Origin of the sequence: Arthrobacter livingstonensis (assembly GCF_003219815.1) — a bacterium.
In the GTDB taxonomy this organism is placed as follows: domain Bacteria; phylum Actinomycetota; class Actinomycetes; order Actinomycetales; family Micrococcaceae; genus Specibacter; species Specibacter livingstonensis.
The window spans coordinates 91,220-109,403 of record NZ_QJVD01000011.1 but is presented as its reverse complement, the minus strand read 5'-3'; the positions used below and the strand labels follow the sequence as shown (position 1 = coordinate 109,403).

The 18,184-nt window shown below is 66.1% G+C and carries 16 protein-coding genes; 2 read left to right on the top strand and 14 right to left on the bottom strand.

Going from position 1 to position 18,184, the window contains the following annotated elements:
* Window positions 1-41: 41 nt before the first annotated feature.
* A complete protein-coding gene (ppgK, locus tag CVV68_RS11835) occupies window positions 42-836 on the top strand; it encodes a polyphosphate--glucose phosphotransferase (protein ID WP_110501203.1) in 795 nt (264 codons plus the stop codon).
* A 13-nt stretch (window positions 837-849) separates the two neighbouring features.
* Window positions 850-1,734 carry an SDR family oxidoreductase gene (locus CVV68_RS11830; RefSeq protein WP_245933500.1) on the top strand — a complete coding sequence of 295 codons (885 nt, stop codon included), beginning with the start codon at window positions 850-852 and terminating at the stop codon, window positions 1,732-1,734.
* A 327-nt stretch (window positions 1,735-2,061) separates the two neighbouring features.
* Here the strand turns inward: CVV68_RS11830 and nrdR are convergent, their stop codons facing one another.
* From nrdR to murC, 14 genes are all read right to left on the bottom strand, one after another.
* Window positions 2,062-2,550: a transcriptional regulator NrdR gene (gene nrdR, locus CVV68_RS11825; RefSeq protein ID WP_110501201.1), complete on the bottom strand. Its 489-nt coding sequence runs from the start codon at window positions 2,548-2,550 to the stop codon at window positions 2,062-2,064.
* A gap of 93 nt (window positions 2,551-2,643) precedes the next feature.
* A complete protein-coding gene (gene hisD / locus CVV68_RS11820; RefSeq protein ID WP_438502634.1) occupies window positions 2,644-4,053 on the bottom strand; it encodes a histidinol dehydrogenase in 1,410 nt (469 codons plus the stop codon).
* Between the two features lie 9 nt (window positions 4,054-4,062).
* Window positions 4,063-4,665 (bottom strand): hypothetical protein, encoded by a 603-nt coding sequence (locus CVV68_RS11815; RefSeq protein WP_146238873.1) that lies wholly within the window; start codon window positions 4,663-4,665, stop codon window positions 4,063-4,065.
* A gap of 51 nt (window positions 4,666-4,716) precedes the next feature.
* Window positions 4,717-8,229 carry a DNA polymerase III subunit alpha gene (gene dnaE, locus CVV68_RS11810; RefSeq protein ID WP_245933498.1) on the bottom strand — a complete coding sequence of 1,171 codons (3,513 nt, stop codon included), beginning with the start codon at window positions 8,227-8,229 and terminating at the stop codon, window positions 4,717-4,719.
* Between the two features lie 333 nt (window positions 8,230-8,562).
* The gene (locus CVV68_RS11805; RefSeq protein WP_110501197.1) at window positions 8,563-9,486 is read right to left on the bottom strand and encodes an RluA family pseudouridine synthase; all 924 of its coding nucleotides are present in this window, start codon (window positions 9,484-9,486) and stop codon (window positions 8,563-8,565) included.
* The gene (gene lspA / locus CVV68_RS11800; RefSeq protein ID WP_110501240.1) at window positions 9,479-10,144 is read right to left on the bottom strand and encodes a signal peptidase II; all 666 of its coding nucleotides are present in this window, start codon (window positions 10,142-10,144) and stop codon (window positions 9,479-9,481) included. Before lspA ends, CVV68_RS11805 begins: the two co-directional genes overlap by 8 nt.
* A gap of 195 nt (window positions 10,145-10,339) precedes the next feature.
* Entirely contained in the window at window positions 10,340-11,026 is a 687-nt protein-coding gene (locus tag CVV68_RS11795; RefSeq protein WP_110501196.1) for a DivIVA domain-containing protein, read from the bottom strand.
* 145 nt (window positions 11,027-11,171) lie between these two features.
* Window positions 11,172-11,474, bottom strand: coding sequence for a YggT family protein (locus tag CVV68_RS11790; RefSeq protein ID WP_281268284.1), 303 nt, complete (start codon window positions 11,472-11,474; stop codon window positions 11,172-11,174).
* A 145-nt stretch (window positions 11,475-11,619) separates the two neighbouring features.
* Entirely contained in the window at window positions 11,620-12,141 is a 522-nt protein-coding gene (locus CVV68_RS11785) for a cell division protein SepF (RefSeq protein WP_110501195.1), read from the bottom strand.
* Between the two features lie 73 nt (window positions 12,142-12,214).
* Entirely contained in the window at window positions 12,215-13,009 is a 795-nt protein-coding gene (locus CVV68_RS11780) for a YggS family pyridoxal phosphate enzyme (RefSeq protein ID WP_245933491.1), read from the bottom strand.
* A gap of 57 nt (window positions 13,010-13,066) precedes the next feature.
* Complete coding sequence (locus CVV68_RS11775) at window positions 13,067-13,819, bottom strand: purine nucleoside phosphorylase YfiH/LACC1 family protein (protein ID WP_110501193.1); 753 nt, start codon at window positions 13,817-13,819, stop codon at window positions 13,067-13,069.
* 60 nt (window positions 13,820-13,879) lie between these two features.
* Entirely contained in the window at window positions 13,880-15,055 is a 1,176-nt protein-coding gene (ftsZ, locus tag CVV68_RS11770; protein WP_110501192.1) for a cell division protein FtsZ, read from the bottom strand.
* Window positions 15,056-15,289: 234 nt separating this feature from the next.
* Window positions 15,290-16,498, bottom strand: coding sequence for a cell division protein FtsQ/DivIB (locus CVV68_RS11765; RefSeq protein ID WP_110501238.1), 1,209 nt, complete (start codon window positions 16,496-16,498; stop codon window positions 15,290-15,292).
* A 130-nt stretch (window positions 16,499-16,628) separates the two neighbouring features.
* Window positions 16,629-18,179, bottom strand: coding sequence for a UDP-N-acetylmuramate--L-alanine ligase (gene murC, locus CVV68_RS11760; protein ID WP_110501191.1), 1,551 nt, complete (start codon window positions 18,177-18,179; stop codon window positions 16,629-16,631).
* Window positions 18,180-18,184 lie beyond the last annotated feature (5 nt).

The following is an 18,184-nucleotide window of genomic DNA, read 5'->3' as shown; positions in this document are numbered from 1 at the left end:
CTTGCGGCAACGCCCTGCCCCTTCCACGTTTGGAGCCCCGCATGTCCACGAAGCACTCGTCCACGGAAACTGTCATCGGCATCGACATTGGCGGCACCGGCATTAAGGGCGGGATCGTCCGTTTGGAGACCGGCGAGATGGTGGGCGAGCGTTTCCGGATTGATACGCCACAGCCCTCCACCCCGCAGGCCGTCGCCAAGGTGGTCAAGGAGATCGTGGACGAGCTCATGACCCGCAAGCACGCACCGGCCGCCGATGCGCCGGTTGGCATCACGTTCCCTGCCATCATTTCCCATGGCATTGCCCGTTCCGCCGCCAATGTGGACAAGTCCTGGATTGACGCCGACGTGGACAAGATTTTCTCGGAGGAGCTGGGCCGCGACGTCCAGGTCATGAACGACGCCGACGCCGCCGGCCTCGCCGAAGCGCGCTATGGCGCCGGCAAGGGAGTCAAGGGCACGGTGTTGGTCATCACGCTGGGCACGGGCATCGGCTCGGCCTTCATTTACAACGGCAAGCTCATCCCGAACGCCGAACTGGGCCACCTGGAAATTGACGGCTTCGACGCCGAGTCCAAGGCCTCCGCCAGCGCCCGGGAACGCGACGGCCTCAGCTGGGAGGAGTACGCAGGGCGGCTGCAGCGTTACTTCTCGCACGTCGAGTTCCTGTTTTCCCCCGAGTTGTTCATCATTGGCGGCGGGATCTCCAAGCGCAGCGAGGACTACCTGCCGGCGCTGAAGCTCCGCGCCAAGATCATCCCCGCGCAGCTCGCCAACAATGCCGGCATTGTTGGCGGCGCGCTGCAGGCCGCCGTGCACTTCAAGATCACCAAATAGGCCGCTCGTCTTGGTGATTGAGCCGGGGCCCACGCCTGCGAGTGTCCCGCTGGGTGGGCCCACAGCTGAGAGGGCCCCGCTGCGAGCTGGTGAGCAGCGGGAGCAGGTGGGGACTTGCGAGCAGCGGGAGCAAGCGGGGAACGAAACCCCCTCCAGCCCGGTCGCCATTGTCACAGGTGCCAGCCGCGGGATCGGCGCAGCCGTGGCCGCACGGGCAGCGGCGGCCGGCTTCGCCGTCGTCGTCAATTACAGTGCCGACACTGCCGGCGCCGCGAACGTTGTCCGGGAAATCAGGAACGACGGCGGCACAGCTGTTGCCCTGCAGGCGGACGTCAGCGATGCTGCCCAGGTCACGCGGTTGTTCGATGCCGCCGCGGCACTGGGCCCGGTTACTGCCGTGGTCAACAATGCCGGTGTCACGGGCGATCTGATCGGACCCCTGGTGGATGTTCCGGCGGAGACCATCAAAAGGGTCCTTGACGTCAATGTGGCAGGAGTGCTGTTCATGTGCCAGGAGGCACAGCGCAGAATGTCCACGCTTGACGGCGGCGCGGGCGGCGCGATAGTCAACATTTCCTCGACGGCCACCAAGGCCGGCTCCCCCGGCACGTGGGTGCACTATGCGGCGTCGAAGGGCGCCGTGGACGTGCTGACCGTCGGATTAGCCACGGAGGCAGCCCCGCATGGCATCCGCGTCAACGCGGTTGCCCCGGGAAGCACCAACACCGGACTCCACGCTGCCGCCGGCATGCCGGACCGCGTGGCAAAGCTCAGCCCCACCGTCCCGCTGGGCCGGGGCGCAGAACCGGATGAAGTTGCGGCTGCCGTCATGTGGCTGCTCAGCGGCGAGGCAGGCTACGTCACGGGCATCGTGCTGCCCGTCTCCGGCGGCCGCTAAGGGCAGCTGCCGCGATTGAACCTGCCATAAATCCTGTTTGGGCTGTCCGGTTTGGTCAGTTCGCCCCTTGCCGCCCCGGGACGATTGTTCACGTGGCAGGCCCGTCACCGTGCGTGCCACGAGCCCGCCTTGAAAGTACACGTAGGCGGGCTGTGCGCACAGCTCTTTCCCCGGCCGCTGCCGCGAAACCTGCGGCGGCCCCGTCGCGGGCACGAGGCCAAGCTCATTCCACCGGCAGCTTGGGCAGCGGAGGCCCGGGCACCAGTGCAGAGTGCCGGCGGCGGCCCGGGCTTCCCCTCCCGGGCGCCGCCGGAGTTGTTGGTGCCGCTACTCCGCGACCGACCGTGCCGGTGCGCCGGCGCTCCCCGCAGGATATTCGCGGCGCAGCTCCTTGATGGACTTTTCAAAGTCGTCAAGGGATTCAAAGGCCTGGTAAACGCTGGCAAAGCGCAGGTAGGCCACCAGGTCAAGCCGTTGCAGAGGGGCCAAAATGGCCAGGCCGACGTCGTTGGCGTCGATCTCGGCGGCGCCGCTGGCCCGAATGGACTCCTCCACCTCCTGGGCCAGCATGGCAAGGTCGTCTTCGGTTACGGGCCGACCCTGACAGGCCTTGCGCACACCGCTGATGACTTTGCTGCGGCTGAAGGGTTCGGCGACGCCGGAACGCTTTGCCACTGAAAGGCTGGCAGTCTCCACAGTGCTGAAACGGCGGCCGCACTCGGTGCACTGGCGGCGCCGGCGGATGGAGGAACCGTCGTCGGCCAGGCGCGAATCAACCACGCGTGAGTCGGGATTACGGCAAAACGGGCAGTACATCCAGATCCCTCCAGGAGCGGTTAATCTCAGTCTATGACTACATATGGGGAAATTACAACAACGTAATTACTAGATGTAGTGGTTGGGGGCCGTCTAGGGGAATCGTGCGGCCACGGCGTCGCCGTGGGCGGGAAGGCCCTCGGCGCGTGAGAGCGTGACCACGTGGCCGGCCACCGCCGACAGCGCCGCCTTGTCATAATTGATGAGCTGGACGGCGCGCAGAAACGTGGTGACGTTCAACCCCGACGAGAACGCGGCCGTGCCGCCGGTCGGCAACACGTGGTTGGACCCGGCACAGTAGTCACCCAGGCTGACGGGGCTGTAGTCCCCGACAAAGACCGCTCCCGCATTGGTGATCTGGGCTGCCACGGCCGCGGCGTTCTCGGTCACCACCTCAAGGTGCTCGGCCGCGTAGGCATTGCATACCGCCACGCCCTGGGCCAGGTCGCCCACCAGCACCACGCCTGACTGCGGCCCGGAGAGTGCCGTCTCCACGCGCTCCCGGTGCGCAGTCCCGGCCACCTGAACCGCGAGTTCATGTTCGACGGCGTCCGCCAGTTCGCTCGACGTGGTCACCAGGACGGAGGCCGCGTTCGGATCGTGCTCGGCCTGGCTGATCAGGTCCGCGGCAACGAATACCGGGTTGGCGGTATGGTCCGCCAGCACGGCAATCTCCGTGGCACCCGCCTCGGAGTCAATGCCCACCACGCCCTTGACCAGGCGCTTTGCCGTGGCCACAAAGATGTTGCCGGGGCCGGTGACCACGTCAACTGGTTCCAATTCCTCCCCGTCGCCCTGCACGGTTGTTCCCGCCGGGACACCATAGGCAAAGGCGGCAATTGCCTGGGCCCCGCCCATCGCATACACCTCGTCAATGCCCAATAGGGCCGCCGCCGCCAAAACGGTCAGGTCCGGCAGCCCGCCAAATTCCTTTTGCGGCGGCGACGCCAGCGCCACCGAGCCCACCCCGGCGGCCAGCGCGGGCACAACGTTCATGATGACCGACGACGGATAGGCCGCCAGTCCCCCGGGCACGTACAGGCCAACACGCCGCACGGGCAGCCAATGCTGGGAGACCACGGCACCGTCGGCGATGGGCAAGTCAATGTCTGCAGGGCGCTGCGCGGCGGCAAACGCCTTGGCGCGGGCGATGGATTCCTCCAGGGCGGCCCGGACGGACGGATCCAGGGCTTCCAGGGCTTCGCGCAAAGCCGCGGCCGGGACACGCGGGTGGGACTGGGCCACGCCGTCGAACTTTTCAGCCAGCTCTGCGAGGGCGGCAAAGCCGCGGGAGCGAACCTCGGCAATGATGCCGGAAACGGCCGCCTCGGCTGTCGTGACGGTGGTGGCGGGCGTGCGGGGAACGGCGTGCTTGAGCTCCGCGAGGGTCAGGCTGCGGCCGCGCAGGTCGGTGCGCGCAAAAGTGAAATGGGCGGCCGTGTCGGGCGCTGTTGCCCGGCGGGCTGGCGGATCGGTGGACACGGGGGTTTCAAGGTTGCTCACACGCCAAGTTTAGCGGCTGCCACGGGGAGCGGGCACAAACGAATACGCGAGGAATGTGTACAGGAACACCACCGCGGTGGTGACGAGCGGCCACAGGAGCAGCACCGAGGCCGAACGGAGCGAAAACACCATGCTCGGGTTGGGCAGGTTGTCCGGCGGAGTCTGGAAAAGGTCTCCGGCGAACACGCCCAACCGCCAGGCTAGGACGGAGCCCAGCAGTCCGCCCGCGGCGGCAGCCAGCAGCCGCGCCGTGGCACCGGCCCCGCCGCCGTGTCGGGCGGCGGCGCGGACCAGCAGGACGGCGGCGGTGAGTCCGGCCAGCACGCCAAGTCCCGCGAGCACAAGGTCGCGGGCCACCCAAATCGTATAGTCCTTGCCTTCACCGTAAAAGGCGCCGCCGGGGGCCGCCAGCCACCACAGAATTCCCAGCACAACGCCCGCGCCAGAGGACAGGGCAAACCAGCGCTGCCACCCCGCGGCCTGGGCGGTCGCCATTGCACGACGCGGCCGGGCCGAATAGGCATGGGGAGGGTATGTGGCAGGGGCACCGGCGGGCCCGGCATGGCGTGGACCCGCTGTCCCCGCCGTGCCCTCGGGCAGCATTTCACTCATGGATAAACCCTAACTCCCCATATAGCGCGGGCACGTGCAACCGGCACACCATCACCCTTCCAGACAGGTGGGGCCCAGGAGGACCTTCAGGTCCCCGAACAGAGCCGGCGTCGGGTTGACCCGGTGGTGCAATGGCAGTTTCATGACCTTCACACTGCGGGTGCCACTCAGGTGCATCTTGACCTCGGTGTTGCCGCGGTGGGTGCCCAGGACGTCCTTGAGCGCCAGCAGAACTGGTTCGGTGGCCTTGTGCTCGGGCATGTGGATGACCAGCGGGCCGGACAGGCCTTCGCTGAGGTCCGGCACCGTCAGTTCCATGGCGTTCAACGTGATGGCGCCGTCGTCGCGCTTTTGCAGGCGTCCCTTGATCACCACCACCAGGTCCTCGGCCAGGATGGTGGCGATGGGTCCGTAGACCTGGCCAAAGAACATGACCTCCAAGGATCCGCCAAGATCCTCGACCTCGCAGCGGGCGTAAGGATTGCCGCTGGTCTTGGCGATGCGGCGCTGGAGGCTGGTGATCATGCCGGAAATGGTGATGATGTGCCCGTCCTGCGGGCCGTCGTCGGCCAACACGGAGGTGATGGACATGTCGGCGTTCTGGCTGAGAATCCCTTCCAGGCCCTGCAGGGGGTGGTCGGAGACGTACAGGCCCAGCATGTCGCGCTCAAAGGCAAGCTTGTCTTTTTTCTCCCATTCCGGCAGGTCGGGGATATCGGTGATCAAGGCAGACTCCGGCTCGGCGTCGACCCCGCCCAGGCCGGCAAAGAGGTCAAACTGGCCCACGGCCTCGTTGCGCTTGAGCGTGATGACTGAGTCAATCGCTTCCTCGTGGATCATCGCCAGGGCCCGGCGCGGGTGGCCCAGCGAGTCAAAGGCGCCAGCCTTGATGAGCGACTCTATGGTGCGCTTGTTGCACACGACCGCCGGGACCTTCATCAGGAAGTCGGAGAAGCTCTCAAAATTGCCCTTCTCCGTACGGGATTCCACCAGTGCGTTGACCACATTGGAGCCGACGTTGCGGATGGCGCCCATGCCAAATCGGATGTCCTTGCCAATGGGCGTGAAGTTCAGCGCGGATTCGTTGACGTCCGGCGCCAGCACGGTGATGCCCATGTGGCGGCATTCGTTCAGGTAGAGCGCCAGCTTGTCCTTGTCGTCGCCCACGGACGTCAGCAGCGCAGCCATGTATTCGGCCGGATAGTGGGCCTTCAGGTACGCCGTCCAGTAGCTGACGACGCCGTAGGCGGCAGAGTGGGCCTTGTTGAAGGCGTAGTCGGAGAACGGGAGCAGGATGGCCCACAAGGTGGTGACGGCGGCGTCGGAGTAGCCGTTGTCCAGCATGCCCTGGTGGAAGCCGGCGTACTGTTTGTCCAGCTCGGACTTCTTCTTCTTGCCCATGGCGCGGCGCAGGATGTCGGCCCGGCCCAGCGAGTAGCCGGCCAGCTTCTGCGCAATGGACATCACCTGCTCCTGGTAGACGATCAGCCCATACGTGCCGCCCAGGACGTCCGCGAGTGGCTCCTCCAACTCGGGGTGGATGGGGGTGATGGGCTGCAGACCGTTCTTGCGCAGGGCGTAGTTGGTGTGTGAGTCGGCGCCCATCGGGCCGGGGCGGTACAGTGCCAGCACGGCGGAGATGTCTTCAAAATTGTCGGGGCGCATGAGCTTGAGCAACCCGCGCATGGGACCGCCGTCGAGCTGGAATACGCCCAGCGTGTCCCCGCGCGCCATCAGCTCATAGGACTCGCGGTCGTCCAGCGCCAGGTTTTCCAGGTCAAGGTCAAAATCCTGGTTGGACTTGATGTTCTCCAGGGCGTCGGTGATGATCGTGAGGTTTCGCAACCCCAAAAAGTCCATTTTGATCAGGCCAAGGCCCTCGGCCGTCGGGTAGTCAAACTGGGTGATGACCTGCCCGTCCTGGAAGCGGCGCATGATCGGCACCACGTCGATGATGGGATCGGAGGACATGATGACGCCCGCAGCATGCACGCCCCACTGGCGCTTGAGCCCTTCCAGGCCCTTGGCTGTTTCAAAGACCTTTGCCGCTTCCGGATCACTGAGCAGCAGCTGGCGGAAGTCACCGGCCTCGCCGTAGCGCTTGGACTTGGGATCCTCAATGTCGTGCAGCGGGATGTCCTTGGCCATGACAGCCGGCGGCAGCGCCTTGGTCAGCTGCTCGCCCATGCTGAACGGGTAGCCCAACACGCGCGAGGAGTCCTTCAGCGCCTGCTTGGACTTGATGCTGCCATAGGTGACAATCATGGCCACGCGTTCGTCGCCGTACTTTTCGGTCACGTACTTGATGACCTCGTGCCGGCGCCGATCATCGAAGTCGACGTCAAAGTCGGGCATGGAGACGCGCTCCGGGTTTAGGAAGCGCTCAAAGATCAGTCCGTGGCGCAGCGGGTCCAGGTCGGTGATGCGCATGGCATAGGCCACCATCGAGCCGGCACCGGAGCCACGCCCGGGTCCCACGCGGATCCCGTTGTCCTTGGACCAGTTGATGAAGTCAGCCACCACCAGAAAGTAGCCCGGGAAGCCCATCTTGATGATGACTTCGAGTTCAAAGTCGGCCCTGGCGCGGACGTCGTCGGGAATGCCGGCCGGGTACCGGTACTTGAGCCCGGCGTCGACCTCCTTGACCAGCCAGGACGTCTCGTCGTCGCCGGGCGGGCACGGGAACTTCGGCATGTAGTTGGCGTTGGTGTTGAAGGACACCTCGCACCGCTCGGCAATGAGCAGCGTGTTGTCGCAGGCCTCGGGGAGTTCTGAAAACAGCTGGCGCATTTCCGCGGGGGACTTCAGGTAGTAGCCGCTTCCGTTGAACGCGAAGCGGGAGCCGCCCATGTCGTAGGTGGGTTCCAGCAGTGTGGAGCCGGACTGCAGCGCCAGCAGCGCCTCGTGCGCCTTGGCGTCGTGTTCGTGCGTGTAGTGGAGGTCATTGGTGGCGACCAGCGGAATCTGCAGTTCCCTGGCCAGCTTCAGCAGGTCCTTGGTGACGCGCCGCTCAATGTCCAGTCCGTGGTCCATCAGCTCACAGAAATAGTTTTCCGCACCAAAGATGTCCTGAAACTCGGAGGCGGCGGCCTTGGCCTCGTTGTACTGTCCCAGCCGCAGCTTGGTCTGCACCTCCCCGGAGGGACAGCCGGTGGTGGCGATCAGGCCGGGGTGGTATTCATTGAGCAGCTCGCGGTCCAGGCGCGGGTACTTGCCGAACACGGAGTCCAGGGAGGCCAGCGACGACGCCCGGAACAGGTTCCGCATGCCCTGGTTGTTGTAGCTCAACAGCGTCATGTGGGTGTAGGAACCGCCGCCGGAGACGTCGTCCTTCTTTTGGCTCTCATCGGTGCGCCACTTCACGCGGGTCTTGTCCGTGCGCGCGGTGCCCGGCGTGACATAGGCCTCGATGCCGATGATCGGCTTCACACCCGCATCCGTGGCCTTTTTCCAGAAGTCAAAGGCACCAAACAGGTACCCATGGTCCGTGGTTGCCAGCGCCGGCATGCCCAGCCTGTTGGTCTCATCAAACAACTCCGTCAGGCGCGCGGCACCGTCAAGCATGGAGTATTCGGTGTGCGTGTGAAGATGGACAAAACTGTCAGTCGATGAGCTAGCCACCGCACCATTCTACGGTGGTTGGCTGCCACTCAATTTCGGGTGCCACTCACCACCCTCATTCGACCCGGACCGGTGCCCGCCCAGCCGAACCCCGTATCACCTTTGGCGCCGCCCAGCCGAACCCCGTATCACCTTTGGCGCCGCCCAGCCGAACCCCGTATCACCTTTAGTTGCCAACTGACGGAACGCCCTCGCAGTGAGAGAGCGGTCCGCCGAAAAGCGCCAAAGGTGATACCGCGTCGGCCAAAAAGCGGGCAAAGATGATACGGCGTCGGGTCAGTGCCCGTCGCGCAGGTGCTCCAGCGCGTAGTGGAGGTCTTGCGGGTACGGGCTGGTGACGCTGACCCATTCGCCGCTGGAGGGGTGGGTGAAACCGAGCCGGTGGGCATGCAGCCACTGGCGGGTCAGGCCCAGCTCAGCGGCGAGCTTCGGGTCCGCGCCGTAGGTGAGGTCGCCCGCGCACGGGTGGCGCAACGCGGAAAAATGGACGCGGATCTGATGCGTCCGCCCGGTTTCCAGGTGGACCTCCACCAGTGTGGCCTTGCCGAAGGCCTCCAGGACCTCGTAATGGGTGATGGACGGGCGGCCGTCCTCAATGACGGCAAACCGCCAGTCGTGGCCGGGGTGGCGTCCGATCGGCGCGTCGATGGTGCCCTGCAGTGGATCGGGCAGCCCCTGGACCACGGCGTGGTAGACCTTCTCCACGGTGCGGTCCCGGAACGCCTGCTTAAGTACGGTGTAGGCGTGTTCGGTCTTGGCGACCACCATGGCGCCGGAGGTGCCCACGTCAAGGCGGTGGACAATGCCGGCCCGTTCCTGCGCGCCGGAGGTGGAGATGCGGTAGCCGGCCGCGGCCAGCCCGCCCACCACGGTGGGGCCAACCCAGCCGGGCGACGGGTGTGCGGCGACGCCCACGGGCTTGTCAATCACCACGAACTCGTCATCGTCGAGCAGGATGTCCAGCCCGTCGACGGGCTCCACCACCACCGCGAGCGGGTCCCGGCGTTCCGGGATGGTGACCTGGATGCTCGCTCCGGGCCTGAACTTTTCCGACTTGCCCACAGCCGAGCCGTCCTGGAGCACATGGCCCTCGGCACACAATAGCGCGGCGGCCGACCGCGAAATGCCCAGGAGTGCGGCCAGTGCCGCGTCAATCCGTCGTCCGGCTGCTTCCCCGGGGACGATGAACGTCTCAGTCATTGCCGGGCTCCCCCATCCCGGCAGAACCGGCGGCGTCCGGCGCGGCGGATGCCGGCCCCGCTGCCTTTCGGCCGCCCAGGGGTATGCCCAGAAGCGTCAGGAGGCAGATGGTGATGACACCTCCCACCACCCCCATGTCCGCCATGTTGAAGATGGCAAAATGTGGGAAGGAAATGAAGTCCACCACGTGGCCCATGGCGAAGGACGGCTCACGGAACAAGCGGTCGGTCAGGTTGCCCAGCGCGCCGCCAAGCAGCAGCCCCAGGCCGAGCGCCCACCAGAAGGATCCGATGCGCCGGGCCAGGACAATGATGAACACCGCCACGGCGGCCATGACCAGCGTGAAGAACCAGGTGAAGTTCTCACCGATGGAAAAGGCTGCGCCGGAGTTGCGGATATAGTACCACTGCAGGATGCCGGGGATGACGGGTGTCCGCTGGCCTTCGACCATGGTCGAGGTGACCCACAGCTTGGTGAGCTGGTCGCACACATAGGCCAGCGCGGCAAACCCCAGCCACACCAGCACGAAGGTCCGGCGCCGCGATGTGGCCCAGCCGCCAGCCGCGGACTCGGCGGAGTTCGCCCCGCCGGGGACGCCGCCGGGTGTACGGCTGGAGGCGGGGTGGGAGACGGGTTCCTGCTGTGAGTCGTCGCTCATGGCTCTTTCGTTGTCACTGCTGTTGATAAGCACGGGTGGAACGGGCGGTCCCTCCAGGGGACACATCAATCATAGGTGCCGCCCTGATGGGGGGCCGACGGCATTAACGCCAGCAAGCCGGTGCTGCGGGAATTTCCGCACCACCGGCTTGCTGCCTAACTACAAGTAGCCCAAGCGCCCTGGGACTCGGAGCCCTTAGGACTCGGAGCTGCCTTCGGAGAAGTCCGGGGAGGCAACGGAGCCGCGGGCATCCAGATCGCGCAGCTGGCCTTCAATGTACGTCTTCAGGCGTGAACGGTAGTCACGCTCGAAGCCGCGGAGCTGCTCAACCTTGCGCTCAAGCACGGAACGCTGCTGTTCCAGGGCGCCGAGTGTCTTCCGGCTCTTTTCCTGGGCATCGTTGACCAGCGAGCTGGCCTCGATCTGTGCTTCGGCAATGATCTTGTCGCGCTGCTCCACACCTGCGTTGACGTATTCGTCGTGCAGCTTCTGTGCCATGGCGAGAACGCCTGCAGCTGATTCCACACCGGACGCGGCGGCGACGGGTGCCGGTGCAGCAGCTGCGGCAACTGGCGCCGCCTCAACCACGGGGGCTTCCTTGGCTGCCGGCTCGGGGGCGGCAGGCTTGGCCGGTGCCTCCGGAGCCTTTTCCACAACTTCGGGAGCCTTTGTTGCCACCGGAACTACAGCAGCGGGGCCGGCCTGGGAGTTTGTCGGGCTATCAGCAAGCTGCTTGCGCAGCTCATCATTTTCCTGATGGAGCCGGCGCAGTTCCACGACAATTTCGTCAAGAAAGTCGTCGACTTCGTCCTGGTCGTAGCCTTCACGGAACTTGGTCGGCTGGAACCGCTTGTTGACAACGTCTTCTGGCGTAAGCGCCATCTAGTCACCTCGTTGGTCTGAGTGAGTCCGAATCCGGCCGAAGCCGTTCAAACTACGGTACCTAGTACAAATCATGTGATCCGTACTTGGGTTGTATCGCTTTTTACAATATAACTTTTTAGCCTTGAAAACTAACCACGCGGCACTAAACCGCCAAAGTCCTTGTGACACTCATCGCAATACCCACCACGACGAGCAGCAGCAGGAAGCCGATGTCCAGCGACACACTGCCTATCCGCAGCGGGGGGATCAGGTGCCGAAGCTTGCGCAGCGGCGGGTCGGTCAGCCGGTAGATGAAGGATGCGCCCACCAGTGCGGCACCATGCGGGCGCCATTCGCGGGCGAAGACCTGTATCCAGTCAAATACCAACCGGATCATGAGCGTGAGGAAGTAGAGCAGCAACAGCAGGTAAAGCAGCCCAAAAACAAGGCTTAACGGATTTGGCACGCGTGTGAACACATTCCCTAGACAGCGGATGAAAGTGGAACTGAATCAAATTAACAGTATCGGGTTTCCACCGTTACCGTATATAACGCATTGCCCGGGCACTTGGTGCCCGGGCAATGCGTTATAGCTGTTTTGGTTCCGGCGGTCAGCTCTGGTTGAAGAAGCTGGCCTGGGTGTCGGAGAGCTTCTTGTCGTCCCCCAGGACCTCAATGTAGGACGGGGAGAGCAGGAAAACCTTGTTGGTGACGCGTTCGATTGAACCGCGCAGGCCAAAGACCAATCCGGCGGAGAAGTCAACCAGCCGCTTGGCGTCGGCTTCACCCATGTCAGTGACGTTCATGATGACGGGAATCCCGTCACGGAAGCTCTCACCGATGATCTTGGCGTCGTTGTAGGAGCGGGGATGAACAGTGGTGATTTGACGCAAGCTTGCAGCCTCTTCCCGATTTGATGCGGCACGCTTGATGGGGGTGACCGGTGCCCGGTATTCGTCGTCGCCCGCCTTGGGCGCAGCGGGCTCGGCAACGGGGGCAGGGGCTGCTTCCCGGTCAAAGTCCGCAGCCGAGTCCTCACCCTTGTGAAGTGAGGGGGCCTGCTCGGCCTCGTAGTGCTCGTCACCGTCGGCGAGCCCAAGATAGATCATTGTCTTGCGCAGAGCGCCAGCCATGGTTAGCTCCTCATTAGTCTGCATTTGCGGGAAGGTCGATCAAACGTGCGCGTTGTTGCCAACAGCTAAAACGCTACCGTACGGCGGGACGCGGGCCGAGTATATCGGAACCGACACGCAGGTGTGTCGCCCCGGCGGCAATGGCCGCCTCCAGGTCGTGGCTCATGCCGGCGGAGATCCCGGTGGCACCGGGGTGTTCGCGCACCACGGCGGCAGAGATGCGTGAAAGCAGCTCAAAGGCGGGAACGGGATCTGCACCCAGCGGGGCCACGGCCATGACGCCTGCCAGCGACAGCCCGGGTGTGCCTGCCACCAGTGCAGCCAACCTGAGGACGTCCGACGGCGCCGCCCCGCCGCGTGCGTCCTGCTCCCCCATTGCTTCACCCTGCCCGGCTGTGCCGAACACCGCGGTGCCACCGCCTGCCGAGCGGGGGGCGGCCTGCGACAGATCCACCTGGATATAGCAGGCAAGGTCCGGGCGGTCGTCGAGGTCCTGCTGCGTGGCCATGGCCCTGCCCAGCGCCGTCACCAGCGCGGCGCGGTCCACCGAGTGGACCGAATGGGCATACCGCACCACGGATTTGGCCTTGTTGCTTTGCAGTTGCCCGATAAAGTGCCAGCGCAGGGAGGCATCGGCAACCTCGGCGGCCTTGGCGGCCGCCTCCTGGTCGCGGTTCTCGCCGACGTCCCCCACGCCCAGTCCGCGCAGGAGCACGACGTCGGCGGCAGGGTGGAACTTCGTCACGACGACCAGGGCCGGCAGGGCGCCTGCCCGACGGCCGGCGGCCTCGGCGGCAAGGCCTATCCGCACCTTGACGGCGGCCAGGTTCTCCCGCAACGCCAAGCCGCGGGCTTCCAGAGTGTTCATGCGGGGCATACCTTCACTTCGACGGCGGATCAGCGGAACGGCAAAACGGCAAGATGATCAGGACACGGCGCCACGGGCCAGGGCGGCAAAGCCAATGAAGCGGCCCTCGGCGCCGCCATCGCGGAGCGTCCTGCGATGGGAGAACAACGCATCATCTTCAAGGGTGCAAACGCCCACATTGCGGGCTGGTACGCCCAGCGCCGCCAGTCGGGCCTCAACGGCTGCCGGGAGGTCCAGCGCCGGCGTCCCCCAGGACGTGCGGGAATACGCTGCCGGCTCCACGGCCGACACGGCAGCGCGCATATCCCCGGGGACCTCGTAGCAGCGCCCGCACACGGCGGGGCCGATCCACGCCTGCAGGGAAACGGCGCCGGAGGCACGGAGTTCGGCGACGGTGGCGGCAACAACGCCCTTTTCGATGCCGGGCCGGCCGGCATGGGCAACGCCGAGCACGGGAGCACCGTCCGCGCAGAGTCCGGCGAACACCACCGGCACGCAATCGGCAACCATCACGGCAAGGCTGGCCGACCGCGACACCATCGCATCCGCCGTCGGCCCTACTGGCATGCTGGACGGGGACGGGCCGGCCGCGGCCACCAGGGCCACGTCGCTGCCATGGACCTGGTTCATGTACTGCAGGTGCAGCGACACCGGGGACCCGGCCAGCTCCGTCACGCGGGCGTCGAGGACGGCCCTGCGGCCGGCGACCCGGTCGGGTCCGTCGCCGACGTGAAAGGCCAGGTTGCCCGCTCCGGCACCCGTGAAGCCCACCCAGAATCCGGGCCGGACTTCTTCAGAAAACCACAACACAGGCAAACTGGCCTTTCCGCGCGGCCATCAACGGCCGCATTGCCAACGGGTGGGCAGGACCTACTTCAGGAAGTCCGGCACATCCAGGTCGTCGGAGCGGTGTCCCGTGAGGTCGGGCTCAACAATCGCCGGCAGCTCGACGTCGAAGCCGCCGTCGGCCGGAACATGTGCCGAGGACTGCTGGCCCCACTGGTTCAGGTTCGTCACCGAGGCGCCGGAGGAGGGCACCGTGACCGGGACCGGCGGCGCCGCCGGGGCGGCTGCGGGCTCGGACGTTGACAAGATGTTGTCCGGGGTGTCAAAGCCGGCGGCGATAACGGTGACGCGGGCCTCGTCACCCAGCGCGTCGTCAATGACCGCGCCGAAGATGATGTTGGCCTCGGGGTGGGCCACTTCCTGGACCAGGCGCGCGGCTTCGTTGATCTCGAACAGGCCCAGGTCGGAGCCGCCCTGGATGGAGAGCAGCACGCCGTGGGCGCCGTCAATGGAGGCTTCCAGCAGAGGCGAGGCGATGGCAAGTTCGGCGGCCTTGACGGCACGGTCCTCGCCGCGGGCCGAGCCGATGCCCATGAGTGCCGAACCGGCGCCCTGCATGACGGACTTGACATCGGCAAAGTCAAGGTTGATCAGGCCCGGGGTGGTGATGAGGTCGGTGATGCCCTGGACACCGGAAAGCAGCACCTGGTCTGCGGAGCGGAACGCGTCAAGGACGGAGACGTTGCGGTCGCTGATGGACAGCAGCCGGTCGTTGGGGATCACGATGAGCGTGTCAACCTCGTCGCGCAGCGCCTCAATGCCGTTGTCGGCACTCGTGGCGCGACGGCGGCCCTCAAAGGTGAACGGGCGGGTGACCACGCCAATGGTCAGCGCGCCGAGCGTGCGGGCAATGCGGGCCACAACGGGTGCGCCGCCGGTGCCGGTGCCGCCGCCCTCGCCGGCGGTCACGAAGACCATGTCCGCGCCGCGGAGCACCTCTTCGATTTCTTCCTGGTGGTCCTCGGCGGCCTGCCGTCCGACGTCGGGGTTGGCACCGGCGCCGAGCCCACGTGTCAGCTCCCGCCCGACGTCAAGCTTGACGTCCGCGTCACTCATCAGCAGCGCCTGTGCGTCGGTGTTGATGGCAATGAACTCAACGCCGCGCAAGCCCACGTCGATCATGCGGTTCACTGCATTCACGCCGCCGCCGCCGATGCCGACGACCTTGATGACGGCCAAGTAATTCTGGGGTGCTGCCACGTTAAGTGTCCCTTGTTCGTATCTTGCTTGAAGTTCTTTGGGTCCTGCTGGAGCCGTGCAGCTTCAAGCTGTACTTGAAGCTGCGCAGCTTAACCCTCTACTTGAAGGTTATAGTTATGTCAACTAACTCTTGTCAGTGACGTTATGGTGCATCGCGTCCGCATGCAATTACCGCCGCCGCGTGTCGTGCGAATCCGAGGCAAAAAAGTGCCTCCACAGCCGTTGTGTCCCCATCTAGCGTGTCACAGGATGGCGGGGTGCGCTGACGTCGTACACCTTGACCGGCGGCGGGGCTGGCTTTCCGGCCTCCTGGGTGGGCACCGGTGCCGTAATCAGGGCCTCCAGGACCTGGGCCTTGAGATCCATGTCCGAGGCATTGCCCCACACCACCGTCTTGCCGTCGACCATCTGCAGCTCCACCGCGTCCGGCGACTTCGCCGACGCGCTGGCCAGCTTGCCCAGCACGGATTGCGGAAGCGTTGCCAGCACGGCCGTCATGGCGCTGAAGGTGCCCTTGCCGATGGCTGCCGTGCCGCCGTCGATCAGCGGCAGCGCCACCTTTGCCGGATCATGCACGGTGCCCAGCTGCACGCCCTCCTGGTCCACCTGGATCCAGTTTTTGCCATTTTTCAGCAGTGCCACGGGTATCCGTTCCACAACGTGCACCAACAGGGTCGACGGCGGACGGGATTCAATGCGCGAGCTCTTGATCTGCGGCACCTTGGCCAGCAGCCCATCCACGTCACCCTGGGTCACCTGCGGCAGCGGACGTCCCAGCAGCGGCGCAACGGCAGCCTGCAGCGTCGTGTCCTGCACCAGCTTCTGTCCGTCAAAGGTGACCTTCCGCACGGCCAGCGCGGGTGAGAAAAGCGCCACGACCATGACCACGGCCAGGACGACGGCGACTGCCGCCACCCCCAGCCACACCCGTCTCCGCCGCCGCTTGTGTGGCGGTTCGGGGAAGGCCAGCACGCGGGCACCGCCCCCCTCTTCCCCGGAGTGGTTCCTGCCACCTGGCGTGGTGGAGTTTTGGGTGTCTTTCCCGGCGCCGGTTGTGCCGCTGCGTTTGGCACCGCGCCCGGTCCCCGGCAGGAAACTTCGCAGTGTGCCGGGCCCGTTGCCCGGGCGCGGCGCGGCGCCCCTTGCCCCGGAGTCCTTCGCTGCTGTTACCTTGCCGGCTGTCCCCTTTGTTGCCCCGGCCCTTGCTGCCGCCCCGCGCCCGCGGTGCGCAGTGCGGCGGCCTGCAGGGCTGCGGTCTGCAGTGCCGCCGTGTGGCCCGCTGCCCGGTGCAGTTTCGTTCGGTGCAGTGCCACGGGCTGAACTGTCCTTGGGGGCCGGCTTGGATGCTGCCCTGGGGCGCGCCGGAGTGACAGCGGCCGGCTGCTCCACTGGGACCGGCGCAACGGACACTTTGGCGCTGGTGGCACGGGCCTTCGATGCCATATCACCGGTGCCGGGTCCGCCGGACTTCGGCAAACCGCTTGCGGAGGCAGCGGGACCTTGTTCCGGGAGACCGGGATTTCCGGTCGGCGTGGCTCCGGGCCGGGAACTGATGATGCGCGGTCGCCTCGGCTCAGCCACGGGTGCCGCCACTGGGGGTGCCGCCATTGGCGCCGGTCCCCGGGGTGTTCCGGGCCTGATTGCCCGGCACCGGATTTGCCGCCGCCTGATTGCCCGGCGCCGCATTGAGGGCGGCCACCAAGGCTGGTCCATGGGCGGTCACATCGCCGGCGCCGACGGTCAGGATGATGTCCCCGGACTGGGCCGCCCCGACCAGTGCCGCCATGGCGGCCGCGGGCTCGGGTGCATAGCCGATCGGCACCGACAGCGCATCGGTGATAAGGGTGCTGCTGACGCCGGGAATGGGGTCCTCACGGGCCGGATAGATGTCCAGCACGGCCACGGTGTCGGCCAGGTCCAGGGCTCGGGCAAATTCGGCCGCGAATTCCCTGGTTCGGGAGAACAGGTGGGGCTGGAACAGCACGTGTACCTTGTGTCCCCCCGCCACGGTCCGGGCGGCCTTCAACGCCGCAGTGACCTCGGTGGGATGGTGGGCGTAGTCGTCGAAGACCCGGACGCCGCGTCCCTCCCCCTTCAGTTCGAAGCGCCGGGCCGCGCCGTTGAACGTGGCAAGCGCTTCGGTGGCGCGGTGCACGTCTACACCCAGCTCCAGGGCCACGGCCACGGCTGCGGCCGCATTCCTGATGTTGTGGGCGCCGGGAACCTGCAGATGCAGCGGCACGGCAGTGTCGGCGGCCCCGGGGCCCAGCAGCACGCCGGGGATGGCCAGTGTGGTGTCGGTGTCAAGCCCGGTGCCCGTGCCTGCGACGATGTGGATGTCGGCCCCGTCGGCAAAACCGTAGGTGACGGTGCGCGTTCCGGCCGCCGCAGCCAGCACGGCGAGGCGGGCCGAGCCGGGGTCGTCGGCGCAGGCCACCAGGACGCCGTCGGCCGGCAGCAGCGCGGTGAAGGATTCAAAGGCTGCGAAAACGGCCTCAGCCGTGCCGTAGTGGTCCAGGTGGTCGGCCTCCAGGTTGGTGACCACGGCGATGCGGGGACTGTAGTTCAGGAAGGAGGCATCGGATTCATCGGCCTCGGCCACAAAAACATCCGCCGTGCCGTGCGCGGCATTGACGCCCAGCGCCTGTACGGTGCCGCCCACTGCGAACGACGCGTCAACGCCGGCGCCGCGGAGCATGACGGTGATCATGGACGTGGTGGTGGTCTTGCCGTGCGTCCCGGCCACGGCCACCACCCTGTCCTCCGCCATGGCGGCGGCCAGTGCCTGGGAACGGTGCAGTATCCGCAGCCCGGCTGACCGGGCGGCCACCAGTTCGGGGTTGTCCGCCCGGATGGCGGTGGAGACCACAATCGTGTCCACCGCGGCCACATTGGCTCCCTCGTGGCCCAGGTGCACCACCGCGCCCAGGGCCCCCAGCTCGGCCAGCCCAGCGGAAGCCCTGGCGTCAGAGCCGCTCACGGGCACACCCTGGCCAAGCATGATCCGGGCAATGGCGGACATGCCTGCCCCACCCATGCCGATGAAGTGCACCCGGCCCAGCTGCGCCAGGGTGGGAGGCGTATAGGGCCTGGGAGCCGCCGTCCCGGACTGGTCGTTAATCATTTTGC